The 25,761-nt window shown below is 58.3% G+C and carries 23 protein-coding genes; all 23 read right to left on the bottom strand.

Annotated features, from left to right (window positions below; genetic code table 11):
- Positions 1–22: 22 nt before the first annotated feature.
- Positions 23–796: a PP2C family serine/threonine-protein phosphatase gene (locus SERRSCBI_RS14565; RefSeq protein WP_033643559.1), complete on the bottom strand. Its 774-nt coding sequence runs from the start codon at positions 794–796 to the stop codon at positions 23–25.
- Entirely contained in the window at positions 796–2,523 is a 1,728-nt protein-coding gene (gene tagH / locus SERRSCBI_RS14560) for a type VI secretion system-associated FHA domain protein TagH (protein ID WP_042784888.1), read from the bottom strand. The genes SERRSCBI_RS14565 and tagH overlap by 1 nt, the downstream gene beginning before the upstream one ends.
- A 170-nt stretch (positions 2,524–2,693) precedes the next feature.
- Positions 2,694–3,056: a hypothetical protein gene (locus SERRSCBI_RS14555; protein ID WP_042784887.1), complete on the bottom strand. Its 363-nt coding sequence runs from the start codon at positions 3,054–3,056 to the stop codon at positions 2,694–2,696.
- A gap of 192 nt (positions 3,057–3,248) precedes the next feature.
- Positions 3,249–3,584 (bottom strand): T6SS amidase immunity protein Tai4 family protein, encoded by a 336-nt coding sequence (locus SERRSCBI_RS24240; RefSeq protein WP_227711491.1) that lies wholly within the window; start codon positions 3,582–3,584, stop codon positions 3,249–3,251.
- A gap of 69 nt (positions 3,585–3,653) precedes the next feature.
- Positions 3,654–3,989 carry a T6SS amidase immunity protein Tai4 family protein gene (locus SERRSCBI_RS14550; RefSeq protein ID WP_042784886.1) on the bottom strand — a complete coding sequence of 112 codons (336 nt, stop codon included), beginning with the start codon at positions 3,987–3,989 and terminating at the stop codon, positions 3,654–3,656.
- A 16-nt stretch (positions 3,990–4,005) separates the two neighbouring features.
- On the bottom strand, positions 4,006–4,800 hold the full coding sequence (locus tag SERRSCBI_RS24235; RefSeq protein ID WP_042784884.1) for a lysozyme inhibitor LprI family protein: 795 nt from the start codon (positions 4,798–4,800) through the stop codon (positions 4,006–4,008).
- 13 nt (positions 4,801–4,813) lie between these two features.
- Positions 4,814–5,644 carry a pesticin C-terminus-like muramidase gene (locus tag SERRSCBI_RS24230; RefSeq protein ID WP_227818391.1) on the bottom strand — a complete coding sequence of 277 codons (831 nt, stop codon included), beginning with the start codon at positions 5,642–5,644 and terminating at the stop codon, positions 4,814–4,816.
- Positions 5,645–5,711: 67 nt separating this feature from the next.
- On the bottom strand, positions 5,712–6,194 hold the full coding sequence (locus tag SERRSCBI_RS14535; RefSeq protein ID WP_004934962.1) for a type VI secretion system tube protein Hcp: 483 nt from the start codon (positions 6,192–6,194) through the stop codon (positions 5,712–5,714).
- Between the two features lie 304 nt (positions 6,195–6,498).
- Positions 6,499–8,004: a type VI secretion system contractile sheath large subunit gene (tssC, locus tag SERRSCBI_RS14530; protein ID WP_004934958.1), complete on the bottom strand. Its 1,506-nt coding sequence runs from the start codon at positions 8,002–8,004 to the stop codon at positions 6,499–6,501.
- Positions 8,005–8,007: 3 nt separating this feature from the next.
- Positions 8,008–8,544 (bottom strand): type VI secretion system contractile sheath small subunit, encoded by a 537-nt coding sequence (tssB, locus tag SERRSCBI_RS14525; RefSeq protein ID WP_015378282.1) that lies wholly within the window; start codon positions 8,542–8,544, stop codon positions 8,008–8,010.
- Between the two features lie 122 nt (positions 8,545–8,666).
- The gene (gene tssA, locus SERRSCBI_RS14520; protein ID WP_042784881.1) at positions 8,667–9,698 is read right to left on the bottom strand and encodes a type VI secretion system protein TssA; all 1,032 of its coding nucleotides are present in this window, start codon (positions 9,696–9,698) and stop codon (positions 8,667–8,669) included.
- A gap of 23 nt (positions 9,699–9,721) precedes the next feature.
- Positions 9,722–10,441 carry a type VI secretion system-associated protein TagF gene (tagF, locus tag SERRSCBI_RS14515; protein WP_033643553.1) on the bottom strand — a complete coding sequence of 240 codons (720 nt, stop codon included), beginning with the start codon at positions 10,439–10,441 and terminating at the stop codon, positions 9,722–9,724.
- Between the two features lie 18 nt (positions 10,442–10,459).
- On the bottom strand, positions 10,460–14,095 hold the full coding sequence (tssM, locus tag SERRSCBI_RS14510) for a type VI secretion system membrane subunit TssM (RefSeq protein ID WP_033643552.1): 3,636 nt from the start codon (positions 14,093–14,095) through the stop codon (positions 10,460–10,462).
- Entirely contained in the window at positions 14,095–15,297 is a 1,203-nt protein-coding gene (locus tag SERRSCBI_RS14505; RefSeq protein ID WP_049272050.1) for a DotU family type VI secretion system protein, read from the bottom strand. Before SERRSCBI_RS14505 ends, tssM begins: the two co-directional genes overlap by 1 nt.
- Positions 15,298–15,318: 21 nt before the next feature.
- Positions 15,319–16,665: a type VI secretion system baseplate subunit TssK gene (gene tssK, locus SERRSCBI_RS14500; protein WP_042785741.1), complete on the bottom strand. Its 1,347-nt coding sequence runs from the start codon at positions 16,663–16,665 to the stop codon at positions 15,319–15,321.
- A gap of 40 nt (positions 16,666–16,705) precedes the next feature.
- Entirely contained in the window at positions 16,706–17,236 is a 531-nt protein-coding gene (gene tssJ / locus SERRSCBI_RS14495) for a type VI secretion system lipoprotein TssJ (protein ID WP_033643551.1), read from the bottom strand.
- 29 nt (positions 17,237–17,265) lie between these two features.
- The gene (tagV, locus tag SERRSCBI_RS14490) at positions 17,266–17,766 is read right to left on the bottom strand and encodes a type VI secretion system accessory protein TagV (protein ID WP_033643550.1); all 501 of its coding nucleotides are present in this window, start codon (positions 17,764–17,766) and stop codon (positions 17,266–17,268) included.
- Positions 17,767–17,814: 48 nt separating this feature from the next.
- Positions 17,815–18,207, bottom strand: coding sequence for a DUF4150 domain-containing protein (locus SERRSCBI_RS14485; protein WP_033643549.1), 393 nt, complete (start codon positions 18,205–18,207; stop codon positions 17,815–17,817).
- Between the two features lie 17 nt (positions 18,208–18,224).
- Complete coding sequence (locus tag SERRSCBI_RS14480) at positions 18,225–18,860, bottom strand: DUF3540 domain-containing protein (protein WP_033650852.1); 636 nt, start codon at positions 18,858–18,860, stop codon at positions 18,225–18,227.
- 30 nt (positions 18,861–18,890) lie between these two features.
- Entirely contained in the window at positions 18,891–19,958 is a 1,068-nt protein-coding gene (locus SERRSCBI_RS14475; RefSeq protein WP_033650853.1) for a pentapeptide repeat-containing protein, read from the bottom strand.
- On the bottom strand, positions 19,955–22,486 hold the full coding sequence (locus tag SERRSCBI_RS14470; RefSeq protein WP_042784879.1) for a DUF2169 domain-containing protein: 2,532 nt from the start codon (positions 22,484–22,486) through the stop codon (positions 19,955–19,957). Before SERRSCBI_RS14470 ends, SERRSCBI_RS14475 begins: the two co-directional genes overlap by 4 nt.
- A 197-nt stretch (positions 22,487–22,683) precedes the next feature.
- Positions 22,684–23,169, bottom strand: coding sequence for a hypothetical protein (locus tag SERRSCBI_RS14465; protein ID WP_042784878.1), 486 nt, complete (start codon positions 23,167–23,169; stop codon positions 22,684–22,686).
- Between the two features lie 13 nt (positions 23,170–23,182).
- Positions 23,183–25,555, bottom strand: coding sequence for a type VI secretion system Vgr family protein (locus SERRSCBI_RS14460; protein WP_223524880.1), 2,373 nt, complete (start codon positions 25,553–25,555; stop codon positions 23,183–23,185).
- Between the last annotated feature and the right edge of the window lie 206 nt (positions 25,556–25,761).

Genomic DNA, 25,761 nt, shown 5'->3' with positions numbered 1-25,761 from the left:
CTTGCTGTGAATGTGCGCCGACTCAGTCGCGGATGAGAAACCGTTCCGCATCCGCCAGCGAATGCAGCAGGGTGGTTTCCTGCGGTGAGCCAATCCAGACGGCGATAGCGCTGTAGTTATCGCTGTTATTGTTTTTCTTCCATGCCTGCTGCATCAGGGCGATCCACTCGCTGGGGGAGTTGACCATGTGCAGCGACTGTTCCAGTTCGGCCTGGCTGAAGCTGTGCCAGAAGCCGTCGGTGCACAGCAGGAAAACGTCGCCGTCTTCCAGCTGCAGCACGTCGCTGTAGGTGGCGTCGCGCTCTTCGTTGAGCCCCAGCGCGAAATACAGCAGGTTGCTGTTGATGCCGTTGGTCTGATAACCGGCGTCCTGCATCTGTTGGATCAGGCTGTGGTCGGTGGTGACGGCATGCAGGTAGCCGCGGCGGAACAGGTACAGGCGGCTGTCGCCGGCGTGCGCCCAGTAGGCCAGCTGGTAATCGCGATCGATAAACAGACTGACCAGCGTGGTGCCCATCTTGCTGTATTCGTCCGACTGCCGCTGCTGCTGGTGGATGGCGGCATTGGCGCGCGTAATGTGCTGACGAATGCTCTGGGCGTTCAGGTGCTTTTCGCCGTCGAAGTTTTGCAAAATGGTGTCGCGCGCCAGTTTGGCGGCGATATCGCCGCCCGGAAAGCCGGCGATGCCGTCGCACACCACGAAGCAGGCGGCGCGGTTGCCGAGCACCTCGCCGGTCTGATCCTGGTTGGAGGCGCGGCCGCCCTGGTTGGAGGTAGAGGCTATGGTGATATTCATTACGCGTCCGGTTTGGTCTGTGAGTCTTTGTATTGATTCACTTCAACGTCATAGGCGTGCAGGAAGGCTTCGCCGAACAGGGTGTGGAAATCGTCCTCGATTTCGCCGGAGGTTTGCTGATAGTTCTTCACAAAGTAGTCCCACAGCGCGGCCTTGCGGTTGGCGGGCAGCGACAGACGCGGCGCCACGCCTTCCTTGCGTGCTTCCTCTTCGAGGCGCTCCGGGTTGAAGGACTGCAGCATGGCGGCGATGATGGCGCGAATGCCGGCGATCATCCCCAGCTGGTGCGCCTGCAGATCGATCAGCGCGTCGCGCACCGCCTGTTCCGGCGGCATAAAGCCCGGCATCTGGCTGCCGAACATCTGCATCAGCACTGTTTTCCCCGAAGGCAGCAGTTTGAACGGGTTGTTGGCCTCGTCGAGGATCATGGTCATCTCGGCCTTCACGCCGCGCTTGAGGATCGAGCGGGATGAGAGCAGGGCGACGGTGCCTTGCGAGAACAGGCTCAGCAGGCGGCCGGCCTGGCGGATCTGTTGTTCGTCGAAATGCGGCTGCGGCTGCAGATCGTCGAGACCGATGCCTTGCAACAGCGCCGTCAGCAGCGGCCCCTCCAAGGTGTCGCCATTCGGCGCGGCGGCGTGCTGCCGCTGGGCGGACTGGTAGGCGACCGGATCGATGCCCAAGCGGTTGCCCTGGCGCGGGCGCGGAGGTTGCGCAGGCGGTTCCTGCTGGCTGAACTGCGGTGCGGGTTGGGGCTGCGGCTCGGGTCTCTGCACCGGCGGCGGCGTCGGTTGAGGGCGCGGCGCTTGCGGTTGTGCGGCGATCGGCGCCGGTGGTGGGGACGGCGGTTGTGCCGGTTCCTCCGGCTGAGCCAGCGGCACGGCGCCGCCCATCAACAGCCCCAGCGGGTCGTTGCTGTTTAACGTCTCTGGCGAAGCGGGCGCGGATGAACCGCCGAACAGCGCCAGCGGATCCAGCTCTTGTTCCGGTTGCTGCGCATTCTGGACGGGGGGAGCCGGGCGCGGTGGCGCAGCCTGCTCCGCCAGCAGCGCGCTGGGGGTGGTGTCGGCCAGGATATGCTCACGCTCAAAAGTGGAGTCGGTGTTGAATAGGGCGGCCGGATCGGTTTGCTGTTGCTGCAATTGGCGCAGATCGACATCGCCCGCCAGCTGCGCCAGCGGATCGGCCGGGTTCAGCTCGCGAGCGGGGGTATCCAGCAGCGGATGATTGTCCGGATTGGCGATCGGCGGCGGTGTGACGGCGGCCGGCGCGTTCGGCGTAAATTCTTCCACCAGGCTGTCCCAGATTTCGTTGGGGATCGGCGCGGCGGATTTTTCTTTGGCGGCGGCTGCAGAGGCCGCAGCAGCGGCAACGGCCTTGGCCACCGGTTGAGCCTGCGGCGCGGCGTGCTGTTGCAGTGCGCTGACTTCAATCTGGTAATCGTCGATGCCGAGTACGTCGCCATCCTGCAGTTCAACCTGGCGGCCTCGTTCCAGCGGAATATCGTTCAGCAGCACGCGGGTGACGTTGCCGCGATTGGTGATGCGGCATTCGCCGTCAGAGGAAATGTGCACGATCGCCTGCAGACGGGAAATGGCGCGCTCTTCGTCCGGCAGCACCAGGTTGTTGTCCACGCTGCGGCCGATGGTGCCGCCCGGCGGCAGAAAATCGCAACTGCTTTGCGGCGGAACCTGGCCGCTTTTATTTTTTACAATGGAAAATCGCATAAGGCATTCCTGCTGATTAGATCTTATGGCCAGACAGTGAAACTCGATAACTGGATGAGTTTGACTTGATTTCTTTCCTAAGAGAGAGCTTTGAATGTGAGTGACTAAATTCTTTGGCTAACGCATTATATGTTCGCAAGCTTCAATTTAGTGACGTGAGGCTGTATATGTCAGGTGATGTCTTTGCTATTATTCGCATTATTCTTAGTCTTTCTTTTGTAATAGAGGTTAGTTGGTAATTGAGACAGGTAAGTAAGGGCGAATATAATACTGGCGTACCACACCTCATCATAGTCTTGAAATTTTATATTGAGAATTGGATCCAGTATCTCAGAACCATAGTTAAATACTAAACCTTGGATGATGCTTGCAAATAAATTTACTGTGGTAGCTATCACAAAAAGGGAATAGGATTTTCTATTGTTGGTTTTTTGTTTTAGGTGATAAAGCCCGACAAATACTAAGACTGACAGGAAAAAGTATAAAAACACAAATGAGTAAGAGTAGGTGGAAAGCGTGACGTCATCGATCACTGTTTTTTCCTTATCCCAATGCTCTAAAATTCCATATGGTTTGTACTGAGTAATAGAAAGTCAAGGGATATTTTTCCAATGACTGATGATTAATGGTGCTGGTATATTTTCAAGTAATAAATTATAAGTGATAAAAATGTAATTAATTTGAGGCTGATGGCTGCAAAAAAATGAATTCTATCACTGCGGCTATTACTTTGAGTAACGTTTAAAAATGGCTTCAGCTTCACTGGCGTTCTGCAGTGAAAGGCAATCTAAAATATGATAACTTCCTTTAACTGAGCCTTGGCTATTTTTATTGGCGTACTGTTCAGCCAGCTTTTCGCCTTGTTCGAATGCATCCATCGGCAGTTTACTCAATTCTAAATAGGCGGAAGCGGAACGGAAGGCGTCTTGCTTGGTTTTTTCTGAGTCAGTGGACTTCCCAATGCAGCGGCTGACTAACCAATTTTTATATAGTGCCTCTTGCGATAAAATATTGAGTGAGTTTTCAGCAAGGGCTACATGGCTTCCGAGCAGCAGAGACATTAAAAAGTACGTGTATCTTCTCATCCGAGATAACCTTTGATATGAGCCGTCGTTTGAGCAACTCCGATATCAGTTGTCGTCTTTCCCTTGGTTCTTCTTGATGATGGCTTGCAACGCTTGGCTATGTACAAGATCGATGCACTTTGCCATCGTCATCGGCTCCCCTGACATACTGTCATAGGGCTTTGCCAGAAATTCTTTTGCCAGCGCCCTGACGGCGGTATGCGCCTCCAGAGAATAATCGCCGAACTCCATATAACCCCGAGCAGCGGCGGCGGCATCGTTTTTGACTTCTTTTGCTGAGTACCCCTTGGCGATACAAACGCTAAGCGCGTAGTTTTTGAGGTACTCGGCAGAGGAGTACTTTTCGTTGGCGGAAGCTTCAGTATTCAATACCGCCAACATGAGTAGGAACGCAGTTTTAATCGTGTGACGTAAGTGCATCGATTCGTTTTTGCATCGTATCGGCCAGGCAATCTTTGTCATCTCGGCATTTATCCCTTTGCAGTAACCAAGATCTTTGCGTGCTGTTTAAAGAAGCCGCCAGTTTTTTATCCCCTACATCGGTCGCCTGCTTTTTTGCCAACAGCCAAGCTTGGGAAACGCTTTTGTCATAGGCGGATAAATTGAAGTCTGAGCAGATAGTTTTTTCAACAACGCTTGTAGATTTGGCACAGTCGAAAGACGCTGCAGGTTTAGGATCTTTCGGTAACCGTTCTAATTGCAGTAGCGAACCATCGTACCAATTAACCAGCATTTTTTTTGGATTGAGAGCGGCAAAGCTGGAGCCTGCACCATTATCGGATGGGCCGAATGATCCGGAGTGACAAGCGATCTTGAAAAGAGAGACTTCTGCTTGGCCGTTTTCTTTCAATGCATAGTTTTTAGCCGAGATGCTTTTATCTCCGCCCATCGACTTACCGATGAATTGATTTAGCGTGCTTCTCTCAATACTTAAGGTTGGCGCTGTGCAGACGTCTTTTTCCGGCAGATTGTTTTCTATTGATTTAGTGGAAATATTGATTACTCTTCCTAGTAATCGAGGGTCGTTAAGTTGATAGCTAAGCGTGCGGGTAGTCTCATTGTCTATGTTGACCTGAGTCACTTGCCATAAGCCATCAATAGTTGATGATGTTGGGGCATTAACGTTTTTTTCTGCTGCACATGCAGTAAGTGAGAAAAATACGCTACTAATTAAAAATGCAGATAATTTCATTGTGGCGAATTCCTTAGCGATAGTTTCCATTTAAATAGAGCTCGACTTCGTAATTTCTTCTGTTTATCAGCCCTTTCATCACTTTTCCACCTGAGGTAATGGCACGTTTTATTTCTGTCATTGCATCAGATATTTTGCTCTGATTAATGAATGCTGCGACGTTGTTGAGTCGACCACCTGGATTATAAGCAAAGGAGACTAACGCATCAAACTCTTGTTGTGTGAGTGGAACAAGAATTTTATTCCTAACAGCTCTTTCATAGGCAGGTACTATAAATTTAAGTAGTTCCGTTTCCTGTGTGTCGGTTAAAACCACTAAATTGTGATTTTCTTTCGCGAAGTCTTTAGCTTGCTGATGATGTAGCCCGGCGGCTGCACTGATTTTATCTGCAGTTGCGCTGTCTAATCCAATCGCGATCATGGTATTTTTTATTGATTCTATAGAGCGAGCTTTCATATCATAACCCGGCCCCAGAGTGACCCCGCTTGCACCGCCAGGCCAATGTAGGTGGTTACTTACTCCGCGCCATGCTTCAATATTAAAGATAAACCTTAAACCGCTTTGTGAAATGCCCATAGCTCCGGGACCTTGACGACCTGCACTACCACCGATAGGAGGTTGTGGTGCTCGAGTTTCGACGTGTGAACCCAGGGCTAAGAATGTTTTTCGACCAGCGATGCCGTCAACATGCAGACCTTTTTTACGTTGCACTTTTTTTACTGCTAATTCAGTCTTTAGGCCGAATATGCCATCAGAGTTAAGAATAGCCCCCTGTTTATTAAGCAATTCTTGCAATGATTTTACGTGATTTCCTCTGTCACCTTTTCTAATCGCTTTCATCATGATTTCCTTATCTAAAATACATCGCTTGCCAAACCAACCTCCCCATAACGGGGAGGTTGTATAACAATTAAGCTTCGCGGTTTTCCTTGATGTTCCAACCTGCGCTGCTTTCGGCGCCTTTGCCGCCTTTGTCGCTCTGCTCCCAGTACTGCTGTTTCACTTTCGCCGCCTGGAAGGAGTAGGTGACGCCCACGGTGTCTTCGCCGCCTGCACCGGTGTACTGCACGGCGGTGACCAGCACGTCTTCCAGGGTGATTTTTGCGTATTCAACCTGGGTGCCGCCCGCCTTGCAAACCGACAGCTCAATCTTGGTCAGGTGTTTGCCGCTTGAGCAGTGTTTCAGCAAGGCCGGGGTTGACTTGTCGATCAGCGCGTTGACGTGCAGATCGTTGAAGCACACTTTGCCGGCGCCACCGCCGCCGCCAACGCCCATATTGCCCGGTTGAGAAGCGCCCCAGGAGAAAGAAGTAATGTCGGTCCAGCCTTTGTGATTCGAATCTTTGGATTCGCCGCTGGCACCTTCAACTTTCAGGAACATATCAATAGCCATAGTTTCTTCACTCTTTATTAAGGGTTAACAGTAGTATTAACGTTACGTTGAAAAACTCAGGTAATAGCAGCAGGAATTGCAAGTGTGGTAATGCATTACCAATTTATATCCTTGTGCCATGCACCTTCTTAAATACCGAAAACTATCGGTACGGGTTACCGAGCCACTATTAAGTGCTAATGGCTCAATGCTTAATTATTTCGCGTTATCTTGGTTCCACATGCGATCCGGGTTTTCTGCGATAGGCTGACGATGAGGTTGATACATCAGCCAGGCCGCGCGATCGCGGCCTGACTCCAGCCCATCAGGACGCGTCGTTTTGCTTCAGCGAAGGCAGCTTCGACACCAGGCGCAGGGAGACGGTCAGGCCTTCCAGCTGGTAGTGCGGGCGCAGGAAGAACTTGGCGCTGTAGTAGCCCGGGTTGTCTTCGATCTCTTCCACCTGCACTTCCGCCGCGGCCAGCGGTTTGCGCGACTTGGTTTCCTGCGATGAGTTGGCCGGATCGCCGTCCACGTAGTTCATGATCCAGTCATTCAGCCAGCGCTCCATATCGTCGCGCTCGCGGAAGGAGCCAATTTTGTCGCGCACGATGCACTTCAGATAGTGCGCGAAGCGGCAGCAGGCGAACAGGTATGGCAGGCGCGCGGAAAGCTGGGCGTTGGCGGAGGCGTCGGCGTCGTAGTATTCCGCCGGCTTCTGCAGCGACTGCGCGCCGATAAAGGCGGCGAAGTCGGAGTTTTTGCGGTGCACCAGCGGCATAAAGCCGTTTTTGGCCAGCTCGGCTTCGCGACGATCGCTGATGGCGATCTCGGTCGGGCACTTCATGTCCACGCCGCCGTCGTCGCTCGGGAAGGTATGGCACGGCAGGTTCTCCACCGCGCCGCCGGATTCCACCCCGCGAATGGCGGTGCACCAACCGAACTCTTTGAACGAACGGTTGATGTTGGCGGCCATGGCGTAGGCGGCGTTGGTCCAGGTGTAGTTGCCGTGGGTCGCGCCGTCGGTATCTTCTTCGAAGTCAAACTCGTCCACCGGATTGGTGCGGATGCCATACGGCAGGCGCGCCAGGAAGCGCGGCATCACCAGGCCCAGGTAGCGCGCGTCTTCCGATTCGCGCAGGCTGCGCCAGGCGGCGTATTCGGTGTTCTGGAAAATCTTGGTCAGATCGCGCGGGTTGGAGAGCTCCTGCCAGGACTCCATTTGCATCACGCTTGGCGCGGTGCCGGCGATGAACGGGCAGTGTGAGGCGGCGCCGATCTTGGCCATTTCACCCAGCAGCTCCACGTCCTGCGGGCTGTGATCGAAGTAGTAGTCGCCCACCAGGCAGCCGAAGGGCTCGCCGCCGAACTGGCCATACTCTTCTTCGTAGATTTTCTTGAAGATCGGGCTCTGATCCCAGCCCACGCCTTTATAACGCTTCAGCGTGCGGCCCAGCTCCTGCTTGGAAATGCTCATGAAACGGATCTTCAGCATCTCGTCGGTTTCAGAGTTGTTGACCAGGTAGTGCAGGCCGTGCCACGCGCCTTCCAGCTTCTGGAAATCGTCGTGGTGAATGATCTGGTTGATCTGCTGCGACAGCTTTTCGTCGATTTCCGCGATCAGCGCCTGGATGGTGCGGTAGGCGTCGGAAGAAACGGTGACGGTATTTTCCAGCGCCTGCTGCGCCAGAGTTTTCACCGCGTTCTCGACCGCTTCTTTGGCCTGATCGGTCTTCGGCCGGAACTCTTTGTTCAACAGCGCGCTGAACTCATCGCTGGAAAAAGTCTCGGTGGTTTGCAACGCATTTTGTTGCTGAGGCGAGTTGCTCATCGATTAATCCTCACGCTCGTTGTTGTCATCGTTAACCGCCGGCTTCGGCGCGTCGGTCAGGGATTTCAGCAGCGCCGGGTTTTGCAGGATCTTGGAGATCAGCTCCTCGGCGCCGTTTTTACCGTCCATGTAGGACAGCAGGTTGGAAAGCTGGGTGCGGGCGTCCAGCAGATTGTCCAGCGCGTCGACCTTGCGGGCGATAGCGGCGGGGGAGAAGTCTTCCATGCTTTCGAAGGTCAGATCGATGTTCAGCTTGCCTTCGCCGGTCAGGGTATTGTCAACCTGATAAGCGACGCGCGGCTTCAGCGATTTCATGCGCTCGTCGAAGTTGTCGACGTCGATTTCCATGAACTTGCGCTCCTCCACGCTGGCTTGCGGATCGACCGCTTTCCCCACCAGATCCGCCATCACGCCCATCACGAACGGCAGCTGGATTTTGCGCTCTGCGCCATAAATTTCGACATCGTATTCAATCTGTACGCGCGGCGCGCGGTTGCGGGCGATGAATTTCTGCCCGCTGCGGGATTTCGAGTTTGACATGATTTACTCCATCTAATGGCGATTGGGAACGCGCCTCGTCCGGCTGGGAGAGTCAGGTTCTGATTCGGGTCTGCGCAGGGGCAGACGGTATCGGGTGTCGTCAAGAGAACAAAAGTCGGCGGCTAGCTGTTCTCCTCGTTGTCGGGGCGACCGAGAATGGTCTCCAGTTGGTTAAGCCCATCGGGCGCCAAATCGCGGACGATTTGCATAAAGTCCAGCGTAATCAGTCGCTGTACCCGATCGATCATCAGCGGCGCCGGGTGGCTTGGCTCATGAAGACGAAAATAGTTTTTCACCTTGTCCAGCATCAGCTGGGCGTCGTCGCGCGACTGGATCTGCGCGCTGCGCCAGTTGAGTGGGGCAGAGGCGCTCTGCACGGCGGCCGGTGGCTGCTCAGCGGCGCTTTCCTGTGTGGCGTCCGCTTCGGTGGCGGCCGGGGCCTCGCTCTGGCCGGCAAGCGCCACCAGCGAAAAGACCTTGGTCAGCGCACTCATTTCCGGCAGCGCGCTTTCACCCAGATGGCGGGTGACTTCGCTGCGAATGGCGGCCAGGGTGTTGGCGATATGCATCACCAGCGCGCCTTCGGGGCGATCCTGTTGCGCCAGCTCATCCTGCAGCCGTGCGCGGCCGCCGGGAAAGTTGGGGCACTCTTGCTTGCTGCCGTCGAGCAGGGCGCCGGCATCGCGCAGCGAGATTTCACCGGCGGCGCTTTTCAGCAGCGGCGCGGCGCGCACGCTGGCGGCCAGCGCGGCCTTGTCGCCAAGGTCGGCCAGCGCGTTGATGCGAAACAGCGGGTCGGCCTCACCGTCGAACTCCAGCGGCGGCTGCAGGGCATCCCAGTAGCGGAGTATCGCCTGGTGGATCAGCGTCAGCCCGTCGGCATAGCCCGGCAATCCGCGCAGTTGGGTCCAGGCGCGGGTGAGATACAGCATGACGCGCAGGTCTTTGGTGCGCGCCAGCAGCGAGCTTGCGAGACGCTCGACCTGCACCCAATCCGGCGCCTCTTCCGGAATGATGGTGCTGCCGAATTGCTGTTCGGCTTTGCCGGTGGCGGCGCGCGCCATGGCCAGAAAGTCGGCGTCGTATTCCAGGTTGTCGCCGCAGGGCGTGTCCGCGTCAACCGGGGCCAGCAGGGTATCGGTGTCGATAGCCATAAGATTTCCTTCAACGAGCGATGTTAATCAAACATTTGCGGGTACTGGCCGCCGCGGCCGGGGCGCGCCCAGCCGTTGGGTTCGAACAGCAATGAAAACAGCTGCACGGTGAGGTTGCCGCTGTGCACGTGGGTGTAGAGCGGGTGCCCGTCGGCCTGATTGGTCCACCAAAAGCTGGTGTACTGCGCCGGATCGAAACAGTCGGCGGCCTGCTGCCAGCCGAGGCCCGGTACGTCCGGATGCTGGAAACCGATAATCGACAAGATCTCGGAGTCCGCTTCCGCCGGCGGGCTGGGCAACGCCGGGATCGCCTGCAGCGTGCGGTCGATCTGTTCGGCGGAGAAGCCGTTGCGCACGCCGTTCAGCAGGGTATGGCCGAGCTGTTGGTACCAGCTCGCCGCCATGTTCAGCTGTTGCGGGCGCCAATCCTGTTGGCTGAACAGGCGCAGCGCGCAGATGGGGTAACGCCGCCCGACGCGGTCGCGCGCCGGCAACAGGCAGCCCATCTGCACGTACTGGCTGCCGAGCGTGGCGGGGATCACGAAGTTCCACACCGGCGCGTTGCTGAACGGGTGATCGTTTGGCCCCTGCGCATCGCGCTGCAAATTCACCAGCCCGTTATGGAACCAGTGGGCCCAGTTGTTGACCACCGGGTCAGGCAAACGGCGTTGCAGGAAGTCACCGGCGGAAGGAAGTTTGCCGTACCAGCCGATGCTCGTCGGGGCGCTTGAATCAGTGCTCATGGTCATGTCCTTTCGGGGCTACGGGCACGAGAAGGCCGGCAGTTGGAACGGATTGCGAATGCTGTTGGGCGTGAACTCCAACGTGACGCGGTGGCCGTCGAGATTGAACGTCGCCTGACGGCCGAGGCCGCCGGTGCCCGAAGACTGCGCCATATCCACCAGGCGGTTCAGCGCCCACGGCCCGCTGGTCACCAGACTGGCGGTGGTGCCGTTGGCCAGCGCCAGCTGCAGATGCACCTGGTTGGTATTGCGGGTGCCCGGCCAGCTGACCACCAGCGGCACCTGCGGGCCGTGGCTGTATTTGAACAGCTGCCCGTCGATATCCAGCGTCAGGTTGAGGATGTCGTTATCCATCCGCACCGGCCGCACGGTCACGCGGTAAGAGGGCGTCGCCGTACCGTTGGCGAAAAAGGCGTCGCGGATGCGCTGCGCCTGCTGGAACGACCGCAGGATGCCTTCGCCGCCGGGCAGCGTCTTGCCGTCCACGCCGGGCGTGAAACGCCAGTTGGCGCGGGTGGTATCGACCTTGCCCTGCAGGTTGTCGCGGAAGAAGCTGTCCATCAGCCCGCTGTTCGGCGCGAACATGCGCGCCAAATCGTCCGGCGTCACTTCCTGGCGCGCCCGGGCCACCAACGGATAACGCCCGGCGATCGCCTGGCGGCAGAAGCTGCCGACCTCGAAGCTGATGCGCTTTTTCACGTTCTCCATCTCTTTGCGCTGGGTGTCGCTGCTGGCGCCGATCGCCAGCGACAGCAGCATTTGTTTGAACGGCACCGGCAAGCGGCCGGATTCGGCCTGCAGGCGCGGGATGATGTCGCTCGGCGGCGCCGACATGCCGCTGTTGGCCGCGCCTTGCACCGCCGTCAGGTAGCTGTACAGCTCATCGACCTGTTTCAGCACGCTGTCGAAAGGGATCGCCTTATTGCCTTCGCCCTGGCTTTGCGCCAGCTCAAGCAGCGGCGCGAAGTGCGCCATCACCAGCTGTTCCGGCTGGGCCGACACGTCGCCGTCGGCGTTGGCCGGCCGGTTGGTGAACAGCGCCTCCAGCGTGCGGTTGGCGTTTTGATTCAGCTTGTCTTCGGTTTTGGCCAGCAGCGAGCGGGAATCGGCGTCGCTTTTCTCGTCGCGCAGGGTGACGTTTTTGCTGACGTTAACCAGCAGATTGCGCATCGGCGACGGATTGCCGGACAGCAGGCGCGCGCTGCTGATGCGTTGGGTCAGGTTGCCGATGTTGGCCAGTTGGATATCGCCCAGCAGCTCATCCCAGGCGCTGATAAAGTCCTGCATGTACAGCTGGCGGATGGTCTTGGTCAGATCGGCGCTTTTCTGCTCCGGCGTCTGGCTGTTCAACACCCAGACGTCTTCCTTGCGCAGGGTATCGGTCACCGGATCGATGTTGTCGTTGAACGCTTTCCAATACCCCTGTGAGGTGAACAGGCCCGGCACGCCGTCGGTCACCGGTTTGCCGCTTTTGCGGCTGAACGCCAGTTCGGTCTGCGGACCGGCCAAATCGACCAGGCTGACCGGCTTGATGTCGGTCTGTTTCAGCAGCAGACGCTTAAGGCGGCCGTAGACGCGTTGCGACAGCGGCGCCCGATTGAGCGCGGCCTGCGCCTGCGCCACCAACGGCTCGTCTTTGGCGTAAGGCGAGGCCTGGATCTGCGTATCCAGCAGTTGGCTCAGGTGCCATTCGATCTGCTGCAGCTGTTTTTGGGTGCTGCCCTGCGGCAGGTTGCGCTGCAGGTTGAGCATCACCCAGGCGCGCAGGAATTTGCCGTCGTACTGCTTCGGCAGATACAGCATCTGGTAGGCCTTCAGCGCTTCATAGCTGAAGTCCGCGTCGCCGTGGTTATCGTTGCGCAGCGTGGCGGCGATCTGTTGCGCCACCTGCGGCAGCAGCAGTTCTTTCAGCGCTTTTTGGTACAGGGCATTGCCGGCGTCGCCGACCTGATCGCCGCGGAACAATCCCATGCGATAGGTGAACGGCGGATCGTCCAGCGAAAAGTTCTGGCTGTCCGGCAGATGCAGCAGGCTGTTGAGGAACGGCAGCAGCGAGAACATATCGCCGTTGCCCAACTGGGTCAGGCTTTGCCCCTGGCGCTCGACGCCGGGCACCTTGGCGGCCACTTCCGCCAGATAGGCCTTGTTGTTGCCGTAGCTGGTGAACCACAACATCGCCAGCACCGCCAGGATCACCGCCAGCGCGATGTACCCCGCCCAGTGCAGGGCGCGGTTGCGGTATTCCCACCAGCGGTTGCTGCCCGCCAGCCCGGACTCCTGGAAGACCACCGATTCCAGCGTCTCTTTCAGGAAGAAGCTCTGGCCTTTGGCTGCCGGGATCGGCGTTTCCTGGCCCACGCTGTCCCAGGCCGCGTTGGCCTGCGCCCCTGAATTGGCCGGCGGCAGCTGCAGGTAGCGGTTCAGTTCGCCCATCACCCGGTCAAACGGCAGGCCTTCCTGAGTGCCGCTGGTGAAGTAGATGCCGCGCGGGGTAAAGCGGGTTTCAAAACTGGAGGTGGCGAACACCTGTTCCAGATATTGGCCGAGCAGCGGGCGCAGCGCGGCGAACTCCTGCGGGAACAGGTAGCTTTCGGCGCGTTGGCGCGCGTCGTGCTCCATCAGCAGCGTATCCGGCAGCGCCGCATCCAGCCGTTGTTGCAGCAGGGCGTATTGTTGTTCGAAGGCGGCGTTCAGGTTGAAGTCCGGCTGCCGCGAGCGCTCGTAAGGGAAGGTGAATCCCCAGATCTGGTCGCGCTGCGCTTTGTCGAAGCTGCCGAAATAGGCCATAAAGCCGTTGAGCAGGTCGGTTTTGGTCACCAGCACATAGACCGGGAAGTGAATGCCCAGCTGTTCGTGCAGTTCTATCAGGCGTTTGCGCAGCGCGCTAGCCTGCGCGGCGCGCGCTTCCGCGCTGTCGCTCAGCAGATCGGCGACGCTGATGGTGACCATCACGCCGTTGATCGGCTGGCGGGTGCGATATTTTTTCAGCAGCGCGACGAAGCTTTGCCATTCGCCGGCGTCTTCTTCGCGCTGGCTTTCCTGGGTGGTGTAGCGGCCGGCGGTGTCGAGCAGCACCGCGTCGTTGGTAAACCACCAGTCGCAGTTGCGGGTGCCGCCCACGCCGCGCAGCGCGGACTTGCCGAAGCGATCCGCCAGCGGAAAATGCAGGCCGGAGTTGACCAGCGCGGTAGTTTTACCGGCGCCGGGCGCGCCGATGATCACATACCACGGCAGCTGATACAGATATTGGCGGCTGAAGCGGGTCATCCAGCGATGTTTGCCGTCGCCCTGGCCCGGGGCGAAGCGCGCCTTTTTCAACAGCTGCGCCGCTTCGTCGAAACGCTGGGCCAGCGGATCGTCTGGTTTGATCTCGGGCTTGCCGTCTTCCGCCGGCACCGCTTCGGCGGCGCGCAGATTGCTCAGCAGGCGGCTGTTGAACCAGGCGCTGTAGAGGCGCGGGATCAGGCGGCACAGGAACCAAATCAGGTAGATAGCGCCGATGGCGATCTGGCGGTTGAGTTCCGGCTCCAGCGGGCGATAGTCACCGATGGCGACCAGCGGGCCGATCGTCCAGATGATGAACGCCAGCGCGGTGATGCCGACAAAGCCCCACAGCAGGCGGCTGGTGATGATGGAGAATAACGTACTGAGCATTACTTTCCGGTTCCTTGCGGCAAGCCGTTGATTTCCGCCTGGGTGTTTTCCGGGGCGACCAACAGCGTAATTTCTACCCGGCGGTTCAACGCGCGGTTCACTTTGTTATCGTTCGGCGCGACGGGGTTGCTCTCGCCGCGCCCCTCGGCCTTGACCCGCTGCGGGTTGGCGAGGTGTTTTTGCAAGCGGGCGCTGACCGCTTCGGCGCGCGCCAGCGACAGCTCCCAGTTGGAGGCGAAGCGGGCGCTGCGGATCGGCACGTTGTCGCTGTAGCCGGTGACCAGGATTTTGCCGCTGACGCCGTTCATGGCGGCGGCGATGCGGTCGATGACCGGAATATAGTTGGCACGCACCGTGGTGGCGGCGGAGTCGAACAGCCCGTCGCCTTTGAGGATCACCACGCTTTGCTGCGCTTCGTCGCGCACCACCACCAATCCTTCGGCGATCTCTTTGCGCAGGAAACTTTTCAGGCTCAGCGTCGGCGGCGCGGCCGGCGCCGGATTACCGATCGCGACCTGCGGCAGGTTGGTTTGGTAAATCGCCGCCAGCACCGGGCTGGTGTTGTCGCCCAGCCGCCAGTTGAGGGCGATAAACAGCAGCGAAGCCAGGAAGCCGGTCAGCGCCACGCAGGCCCACAGCGGCACCAGCGGACGCCACAGTTTCTGTTGTACCGGCAGATCCAGCGCATGAGGCGACAGGGGCGGGGCGTAGCCGCCGCGCACCGACCGAATCAGCTGCAGCAGGCGCTGCTTCATGGTTTCCAACTGCGAGCGGCCGTTTTCCATCACCCGGTAGCGGCCTTCAAAGCCCAGCAGCAGGCAATAATTGATCAGCTCCAGCAGATTGATGTGCTCGCGCGGGCTCTGCGACAGCTTGGCCAGCAGCTGGAAGAACTTCTCGCCGCCCCAGGTTTCGTTATGGAAGGTCACCAGCAGCCCGCTGCCGGACCACACGCTGTTGCTGCCCCACGGGGTCAGCGCCGCCGCTTCATCCAGCGCGGTGCACAGACAATAACGCGCGCCGATGATCACTTCGTACGGCAGGTTGGCGCGTTGGCCGCGGATCTCGAAGCGGCGCATTTCGTCGATCAGCTGTTGGCGCAGCTGCGCCGGGTTGGCGTGCGTGGCCGATTGGCGGATCTGCGAAATGGCGTTCAGCAGCGGGTTGGCGGCGTCCACCAGCGGGTTGGCCGCCGGCGCCATGCTATTTTCCTGAGTCATAGGTTACCGGTCCGTATGGCTGCGAATCGCCCAAAATTCCATGTCCAGCCCCGGAAATTCGCCGGCCAGGTGCAGGGCGAAGGCGCTGGATTTTTCCATCTGTTTCCACAGGTCGCCGCCTTTTTCCAGCTCGAAATAGGTGTAGCCGGCGTGATAAGGGATCTGACGCGGCGCGACGGGCATGGTGCGCAGACCGATGCCCGGCAGCTGCAGCTGCACCAGATCGCGGATGCGCGTGACCGGGGCGATCTTCATCTGCGCCGGGAAGTGGGTCAGCAACACCTCGGCGGCCACGTCGGCGCGCACCGCCAGCACGAAGCCGAAGTCGCGCATCATTTTGGCGTCTTGCACGGTGGCGACGTTCAGGCCGTGGGAGCGCTCGACCAGCGTCAGCTGAATGGCGTTGTCCTCCAGCACCACCGACAGGCCCTGACGCAGCAACAGCATCAGCTTGCCGAAGCACAGCGCCAGGTTGTCGTGGTCATACACCGGCAGGCGGCCTTCCGGGGTGCGCTGCGCCGAGAAGCTGGCGAGTTCGGTGGCGAACTGCAGCCAATCGGCGAACAGGCGCTCCGGGTGCAGATGGTCGAGGTGGTAGGCATGGCTCACCTGACCGAGATGGCGGTTGATCAGCTGCAGCAGCATGAAATCGACCATTTCGGAACTGCCGCCGCGGCCCGGTTGCAGCAGGCGTTGACTCATCTGCTGGCTGCGCTGTTGCAGCAGCCCCTGCAGATCGTTGATGAAGGTCTTCAGTACCGGGTTGCCCTGACAGTTCAGCATCGGCGGGATTTGCGCCGTATCGAGACGCAGGCTGTTGTCGCTGCGCTTTTCCAGCACGCGGGTGACGCTGAGCGCCGTCCATTCGGCGTTCAGCTCGCTCTCCAGCATCAGCCGCAGGCGCAGGCGACCGAATTGCAAGGCCGCGCTGCCCACCGAGACGGCGTTGAGATCGTCGACTTCGGTCTCGTAAGCCAGATAGCGCGCCAGCGCTTCCGGGCTTTCCTGAAAGATCACGTCTTCACGCCCCGCGCGATAGGTCGGCAGAGCCAGCACCACGTTTTCACCGGTCTTGTTGTCGGCGATGGCCAGCGGCGCGGGCGCCTGCTGGGCGCCGGAGAAGCGAAACGGCGTGCCGTCGGGCATGATGCCGCTGGCGGCGTTGAGCGCGATCTTGCCCTGGCGCAGCAGCGTTTGGTCCAGATCCAGGGTGAGAAAGCCCCAGAAACAGCCGCTGTGGGCCTGGCCCCAGTTGCGCATATAGCCTTCGAGATAGTTTTCCGCCTGCTGGAAATGGTGAGGGCGCAAAAACATCCCCTCAGTCCAGACAACCTTATGAGCATCTTTCATCATCACACCTATAGTTACTTCGCTTCAGCGCAGCGGTAGGTCAGTCGACCTTTTTTACGGGGCGCAGGCCACTCACGCCCGCGACGATATGCGCTTCCAGCTCATCCGGCGAGAATTGCCATACCTTGTAGAAATTGGTTTCGGTGGGTTCCGGCAGCGGCAGTGAAATGCGCCAGGTCTTGCCGTCCAGATTTTGATATTCGGCGATCACGCCGATGTAACGTGCGTCCAATGTGCTTTGCCCACCGAGCTTTTTGCCGGTCTGGCCCGGCGTCAGGAAGAACTGATCGCTGTCCAGCAGACTGTTGCCGAGCACGCTTTTGGCGTCGTTTTGCAGACTGAAAAAGTCGGCTTCCATGAATTCCGCATCCGAGCGCAGCAGCAGCACGCGAATTTTGATCGGCGCCGGTTGCGCGCCGGCGGCGGCGTTGACCTGGCGGTCAGCGTCGAAGACCAGGCTGTAACGCGCCGGCACGCTTTTCGCGGAAGACATGCAGCCGCCGAGCGCCAGCGCGCCCAGCAGCAGAAACAGCATCCCGCACCAGCGGGAAGCGATAGGGGTCGTCGTCATGGGAATCTCGTCGCCCGCAGGCGTGCTGACTACTGGAGGATCCAGGTGGCTGAGCCGGCGTTTTTGCACGCCTTGCTGTCGCCGCCGACTTTAACGCAGTCCTGCTTGGCGGCGCGCGCGCGGCGCGGCAGATCTTTGCGCAGCGTCGCTTTGTAGCGCGCTTCCGGCACGCCGGCGTTGGCCTGGATATACCCCACCAGATCGCCGCCGCGGATGGCGGAGATCGCCAGCCAGTTGTTTTCCACTTCGCCCAGCGCGTAGAACGCGGCGGCGTTGTCCAGGCTGCCGACGGCGGTGCCGGTATAATTCGGGCTGCTCATGATGCTGGCGGCGTACAGGCTGCGGTACTCCTCACCGATCGGTTTGAACTGTTTCGGCGCGCTCACCGCGGCGCGGTGCTTTAGCGTGACGCCGTTGACTTCACTGCTGACGATGGCGTCGTTATTGAGCGCCGGCGGCGGTGGCGGTGGGGTGGAGCAACCGGCAAGCGTCAGGGCGGTCAACAACGTCAGGGTAATCCGTGTTTTCACAATGTCCTCTTTTTCTTGATTGAATGGCTGTGTAATAAAGCGCCGTCATCAGGGCGCAAGCAGCAACACTTTTAATTGGCTCGGCACGATGCGCATGCCGAGCGCGTTGGTGGAGTTCTGCAGGCTGAGGCTGGTCAGCCGGGTGGCCGGGGTGCCTTTGAGCAGCACGGTAAAGGCGCCGGTCAGGTGGCGGGACGGCCCCATCACCGTGCCGGAAGCGACGCCGGTGGCCACGCCGGGGTTGTCGCCGTTGGTCAGTGGCGTCACCGTCGCCATGTTGTGCGCCGGGGTGCCGACGAACAGAATGTTGAACGCGTTCGGGATGGCGGTCGGCGCCAGGGCGATATCCGGGTAGGGAATGGGCACCGGCGCCGGGCTTGGCGTCAGACAGACGTCGGGAAACGCCAGGTCCACGCCGATCATTTGGCTGTTGGCAAACATAAAAGGCCTCCGCAAGGTTATCCGACGTGGATCTGTTCCGAATCCAGCTTGGTGATGTCTTTCGAGGTAATCAGCGTGTTGCGAGCATGAATACGGGCGTAATCTTCCGCCTGATAATCCAGCTGCCCGGCGCGCACGTGCTCGGTCTGGCGCACTTTGCGAAACAGCGAGTGGCTGATCTGGCTGACCGAATGCCACAGTGACTCGCAGCGTTTGCCGACCAGGCGGCTGATGCTGACGAAAGCCGAGAGCTCTTCGCCGCTGTATTTCATCTTGTCGACGTGGCAGTCGCCGCTGTTCGCTTGCAGGGTCATGGCGTCGCCGCTCAGGTTCAGCGCCTGCGCGCCGTGCAGCGACAGCGAGCCGTGCAGCGTTTCAATGTGCAGATCGCCTTCGACGCTCAGCCGCGCCGCGTTTTGCGGTTCCGCGCGCTCGAGGACGGCGATCGCCCACAGCTGGTGGCCGCAACCGGCGACCAGCACGCTATCGCCGAGGGCCGGCGTCAGCAGGCAGCTGGCCGCACGGCGGCAATGCCAGCCGCGGCCTTCACATTCCACCACCAGGCTGCCGTCCGGCAACAGGTTGACGACCTGGCCGGCGGCCTGCTGGGGCGGCGCGATGTTGACGGCGCGAGTAGTGTTGACAACGCTCATGGTGATCCCCTCGTGAAGTGGTCAATACGTTCAAATGCGGCTCTGGCGCTGTGCGCTCCAGATTTCGGCGGCGTACAGCTCTTCGTCGCGCTCGAGAATGCCGCTGCGGTCGCCCCAGCGCGTTTGCTGCTGGTGGGCGCGGTGCATGCGGGTACGCATGAAGCGCGCACGCCGGAAATCGGCGGCGCCGATGTCGGCATAACAAAAATCGGCGTAGGTCAGGTCGCTGTCGCTGAAATCACAGCGCGCCGCGCGACTGTGCTGGAACACGCCCTGATACAGACGCGCCTGGTTGAAGTTGGCGGCGTCCAGCGTCGCTTCGCTGAAAATCGCCTGATCGAATTGCCCGCTGCGGCACTGCGCCTGAGTCAGGTTGGCCTCCAGCCACAGCGACTGCTGCGCCTGCACGCCCGTCAGGTTGGCGCGCCGCAGCGAAGCGCCCTTGAAGTTGCTTTGGCGCAGCGTCGCCTGGCTGAAGTCGACGTCGTCCAATTGGTTATCGGTAAACTGGCAGGCGATCAGGCGCTGCCCGGCGTAACTTTTGCCGCGATGGTCGCATTCGAAAAACGTGACGCGGTCGAACGAACAGCCTTTTAAATCAGTACTACGAAGGTCAAGACGAAAGAAGGTGACAAGTGACAACTGACTTTGAGCCAGGTTAACCTGCTGTAATGCCGTTTCGTAAAAGGTCACGCGATCCTGGATTGACGCGCCAAAATCACCGCATTCGAGTGGGCAGCGCATAAATTGCGTTTGGTCGAGCACGGCCTGCTTGAAACTGGCATCGTTAAGCCGACATTCATTGAAAATGCTTTGTTCCAGCCGGCACTCTGTGAAGTCGGCCCCCGCCAGGGCGCACTGATTGAAGGTGGTCTGATGCAAGGTTTGCCGGGCGAAACAGCACCGATCCAGACAGCATTCACTGAAGGTGGTCTCCTGCAGATTGCATCCGCTGAAATCTATACCTTGCAGATTGACTCGTGAAAAAATTACGCCGGACAGGTCCCAACCGCGCAGATCCAAATGGCTGATGTCACATTCCTGCAGAGGTTCACCGCGCTCTATTTGCTGCCGAACGCTTTCTGCTTCAAGCGTCATAATTTCTCCTGAACGGTGCGAGGCAGCGTTTTTGTTTGTCGGGTATAAGCACCATCAATTTTTGTTGAGCCGTCAATCCGCGATTGCGACAGGTCGGCGCGGAACAAATTAGCGCCGCGTAAATCGGCGCCGCTGAACAGGCTTTTTTGCATCACTGCACTGACAAAACTGGCGTTAGTCAGATCGGCGTTGCTGAAGTCGCAGCGGATGAACAAGCTGCCATTGCCGTTCGCTTTCTGCAGGTTGGCGGCAGTGAGCTGGGCCCCGGAGAAGTCGCTGTTATCAATCCGTGCAAGACGAAAACAGGCCTGATGCAGCGGTAACTGACGCAAATTGCATTGCTTGAGCGTCGCTTCGCTGAAGTTCGCTCTGGGCATCGCGCTCTGTGCGACAAAAGAGCATGTTTGCAGTCTGGCCCCCTGAAATGAGCAGCCTTCCGCACGGGTTTCGACCAACGAACAGGTATCAAGCCGAGCATGACTGAAGTCGAACCCTTCGAGTTGGCAGCGAATGAACGTCACTTTCTCCAGCTTGGCTTGATGAAATTTCAGCTGGCTCAATGTCAAAGCCATCATCGTGATGACGCAGAGCGTGGCCTGGGAGAAATTGCATTGCGTCATAAAAGTGCGGTATCCCGCCAACTGCTCCAGTCTGCTTCCCGTGAAATTGCAGTTTTTGAACAGCGTTTCCTGAATATTGGTTTCCACCAGGGTTGCATGAGAAAAGTCAGCGTTCTCACAGTGAGCCAACGCCAGGGAGGCGTGATTCAGGTTAGCCCCTTGCAGGCGGGCGCCGGTGAAGTCTGCACGCGCCAACATCGCTTGTTCAAAATTAGCATGGTCGAGACGGCAACCGCTGAAATTGGCGTTTTCCAGCAGACAACGGCTGAAGTCTGCACCGGTGAGATCCAAACCGGAAAGATCGGCGCCGGTCAGATCGATACCGCTAAAGTTTTTATCGCCGCGTTGGGTGGCCATCGCGCGGTTACGTATGATCGTCGCTAAGTCGCCACTCAGCCGCAGCGCAGGGCCTTGTGATTGTGCGGTCATCAGGTAGGCCTGATACAGCGCTTGTTCCTGTTCTTCCAGGCGGCGACGATCGGCGGGATCGCTATGTTGGTAGAGCAGATCCCGCATCTGCTGGAAATTTTCATGCCCGCTGCTTGACGGCGGCGCCTCGACGACGCTTTGCGGATCAACCCCCTGGGCCCGCAGTTCGTCATACAGAGCCTGTTGTCTTTGCTCAGCCTCCTGTTCAAGACGCTCGACATAGTCGGGCAACTCATCCAATGCGGGGCGTTCCGTCGGGGGAAGTGCTTCATCGATGTCCTGACCTTCCGAGAGTCGGCGATCGCGATAGTGTTGTTGCAGGTGCTGCTGATAACGAGTGAGGTTGCGCACCGCCGGGCTTTCTTCTGTCGTTTGCTTCGTATCCAACCAGGGGCCGATGGCCGATTCAGGCACCAGCTCTTTTTCGCGAAAGGCGAATAAACCGCCTTTCTCGGTATCGCTGCGTTGGCGCAATACCTTGCGATAATGATTGGCTGAGCGAGCGGCACCGGACAGTTCTAACGCCGGCATAAGGTGCAAAACGTCAGCGGCGTCGTCTTCGTCAATACGTACGCTGCCGTGATAAATCAACAACATCTGTTGGCGATGCGGAAAGAACCAGACTGTCGTGTGCCGCATGGCGATTTCTTCGATCTCGGGTTCGCCGTGTCGCAGCCGGTTGATAAAGCAGCGGGCTATCCACGTTGGTAGCTGTCCTTGTTGGCAGGGGATCTGCGGATGCATGTTCCAAATACGATAGGTGGCGCCGCTCGGAAGTGCATCACGCTGCGGCCATTGCTGATCGTGATCCGCCATATTAAACAGGCGCCAATCAGTATCGCTGGCCAGCCCTGGGAACTCATTTTGCAGCCAGTTGGCGTCGTATTTTTTGCCGATGCGGCTGAAACGGCGTGGCCAATTGATGTCCAACGCGTCAAAGCTGACGGGGAGCGCAGTCTGGCGCGGCGAGCTCAGTCGATTGTGCAGCGGTTCGATATTGGGGAGGGGACAGCGAGAACCCCGTGGAAGTGTTTCTGGGTTAGCGCCAAGGCCGTGCGGGTTTTCAACCCATTGCGGGCCGCCGAAAGCGCGGCTCCAATCCAGACGCATTTCATCAAAGGGGAGTGGGGATGAGGGGCGATCATTGATCCAGTGACGATCGCCGAAGACCACCAGCGTTTTCTCCAGCGTATCCAACTGGATTTTAACCGCACAAGCGGTTTTATCAGCTTGATGATGGGTATAGGCGTAGCCGGTGGCAAGAAATTCTGCACAGGCTTTAGGAAAGGCGAGATCGAGCACGCCGCCGCTCAAGGTCAGCTCTTCGCTGGCGAGTTGCCATAGTTCAGGCTCGGGGCGCAGACGTGGGGACGCCCCCATGTCGGCTAACGCCAAAACGGAAACGCCCAGATAATTTTCCCCCTGCCAACGGTAGGGGCGATGAAGCGTGCTCAGACGCAAAGGTTTTACGACTTTCATTGTGTGTGCAAGGCTTCCGGTAGATACCTGCGGGCAACATGTTGCGCCGCACAAAAACAATCCCGTTTTTCGCTTTATTGGATATCAGGCAAAGTCACATCAGATGAAAATATTCACCCGCGGTTGGATTCAGGGGAAGGTAACGCTCCCCAAATAAAAACGACGAGTAAGATAAAAATGCAAGTGATTATAAATAGTTATATAGATAGCCCTTTGCGAACCAGCAGGACTGTCGCTACGGACAGCGCGGCAGCGATTGCCTTGGCTGCAAATTGCAGCGCGCTCTCCAGGTGATAGGGGGCGAAGAAACCTACTGCGGCGGATGCCAACACCAGCAACGCGGCGAGCAAAGCGAAGCATCCAAGCTCTCCCATCAGGGACAGCGCGCCGCCGGGAGTGGTGACGCCCAAGTACACCATCAGGAAACCGGGAAGGATTAGGAAACCGATCAACTCTGCAGGGTAATTCACCGCCGACATCACGTACTGGTTGTATTTAAGGAGCGCTAGCATCAGCACGACAAAGATGAGCAGACGTGCAGGGAAAGACAGAGGTTTATTTGCCGGCAAAATATTTTTGCAAATCGCGGCGATCAGCACGCCACCCACCAAAATGCCGAACAGGGTAAAGACGATTTTACCCCAGAGACTGTCCTGTGTCGCAAAGTCAATAAACGAACCCATCGTGACGCTTTCCTTATGAAATAGATGTCAGGATCGCAATCGCGAGCCTAATGGAACAATAAGTCATTTTCAGATCGTTGAAATCGGCTTCCGGACCTTTCTTATACAAGATGAACTGAGGTTCGAACTTCACTACTGCTGCGGTTTTAACATCGACGGTCAGCCCGCCGGTAATGGAGAATGCCGCGCCAGTCTTGATGCCGACATCCAACCACTTGGTCCAGGTCATGTTCTTGGGGCGGATGATAATGTGCTCGCTGTCGCTTTTTACCGTCACCTTGTTGCCGTGGATGTAAATATCCGATCCACTGGGGCCTTCGCCATCGACAGTGGCGATCTTAATCTTCGATGCTTTCTGCACGTAGTCTGTGGCGGTGGTGACGGTTAATTTATTCTGAGAGCGCGTTTCTTCGCCGCTGACGGTGGAGGTCAGGTTGCCGGTGATATCGAGGCTCTTGTTGCCGCCCGCCAATTTGGTGCTCTGGTTTCCGCTGGTAATCTCCAGCTTCTTATCGCCGGTTTCGATTTTCGTGGACTGGCCATATTGCTCGATGGTGGTGTCTTGGCCTTGCTTAATCAGTTGGGTCTGCTTGTTTTCAATCGTATGGTGTCGATTGCCCTTCAGCAGAATGGTTTGATCGCCGGTGATGTTGACGTTATCGCCGCCGTCGTGAATGGTGAATTTACGCCCGGCTTTGATCCCCACCTGTTGCCCACTGTTAAAAGTGGCGGTTTCAGGTCCTGTCACGGTGGTGTTACGCATTGATCCAAAAAGGAAAGTTGCATTGCCGATAACCTGATGGTCTTGGGTCTTGCCGATGCGGGTGAAACGACTGCCGTCAATATTGACGTTCTTGTCGTTTTCCACCGTCATGTTCATGTTGCGTTCGGCGTGCATGTCGAAAGATTCGTTGCCGGGCGAGTCTTCCAGGAACAGGAAGCTGGCGTTGTCGACGCCGCCGCCTTTGCTGCGGCTCATAAAGCCCATTTTGGTGGCGTCGCCGGGCAGATCCCAGGGCGGCATGCTGTCTTCGTTGTAAACGCGGCCGGTGATGATGGGGCGATCCGGATCGCCGTTGATAAAGTCGACCACCACTTCCTCACCCACGCGCGGGATTTGGATCCCGCCGTATTTCCAGCCGGCCCAGGCGCTGGAGACGCGCACCCAGCAGGAGCTGGTTTCATTGCCGCTGCCGTGGCGATCCCAACGGAACTTGAGTTTCACCCGGCCATATTTATCGGTCCAGATGCTTTCGCCTTCCGGGCCAACCACTTCGGCGGTTTGCGGGCCATGGGTTTTCGGCCAGGGTGTGGTGCGCGCCGGGCGCCAGTTGATGTCCGCCGGCACCACCTGAAATTCGGTATGTTGCTCGCCAACGTCGTTATCGTTGCTGGCGTAGCTGTTTTCCTGCATGAAGTAACGCGCGCTGACCACCAGATAGGCGCGGTTGTCTTCCATGCGCGGCGCCTGGATCAGCTGAAAACGGTAGCCGGGCGCAATGCCCTGCGAACTGCCTTCCCCGCTCATCTGCTCATGCTGCGCTTCGAACTCCTGTTGGCGCACCTTGACATAAAACTGGCCGTGGGCGTGATCGGTATAACGCCCGGGCCAGTCGAACACCTCGGCTTTGTCCTGTGCGAACGAGGCGGGATTCTGCCGGGCCTCCAGCAACCGTGCGCGCGGTTTACGAAAATCGTAGTCATCCAGGCTATACAGGCTGGGCGTGATGGCGTCCGAGACGCTCCAGCTGTTGATGCTGTCCTTGTTTTCCACCAGACCGCCTTCCGCGAGCTGATAGGGGATGCTGGCATAGCCGGCGAGTTCCTGATGCGCCGCCGGCGCGTCGGCCAGCACCAGCGTATGGCCGTCCTGCTGGTGCGTGAAATAGTAATAGATGCCTTCATGTTCCATCAGACGACTGATGAAATCGAAATCGCTCTCCTGGTACTGCACGCAGTACCCCCAGATGCGGTAGTCGTAACTCAGACGGTTATCGATCTTCACCTGATACTGCCCCAGCACCTGGGTCAGGATGTCGGGAACGGTCTTTTCCTGATAGATGCGAAAATCGCGGTTTTGCGTCAGGTACCACAGCGTGGGGCGCAGCACGGCGCGGTAGATATAGTAGCGGTTGCCGCCGGCTTCTCGTCCGGAGAGGGTCATACGCGTGATATTGCCGTTGAGATAACGCGGGGCCATCGGGTTGCCCCGCAGCTCCAGCGTGATTTTTTGTCCCAGCAGCGATTTCAGATCGAGGCGATTGTCAGGGCTGAGCAGCTCGACGTCGAACTCGAACAGCCCGGCCAGTCTTTCCTCACCGGAAAGGCTTCTGAACAACAGCTGATGGGCGGGCAAAGGCGTGTGCGCAATGATAAGGCGATCCATACTATATCCCCGGTTTAGGCATAGCTACCGCACGAGATTTGACGCGCGATCCCGATGGCGTATCTGTCACGAATTGAGACAGGGGCTGACGAAAGATTTAACAAAGTTTACACAAAGGCACGATTTGTGCAGTCTACAATAGAGCTCTGCATTTGCAAAATAGCCTTGTGGATCAATGCTCAATTCGTTAACTCGCTCACGATCTG

The sequence above is a fragment of the Serratia sp. SCBI genome (assembly GCF_000747565.1).
GTDB classification, from domain to species: Bacteria; Pseudomonadota; Gammaproteobacteria; order Enterobacterales; family Enterobacteriaceae; genus Serratia; species Serratia ureilytica.
Note: the sequence above shows the minus strand (reverse complement) of the source record. Positions and strands in the feature narration are given on the sequence as shown.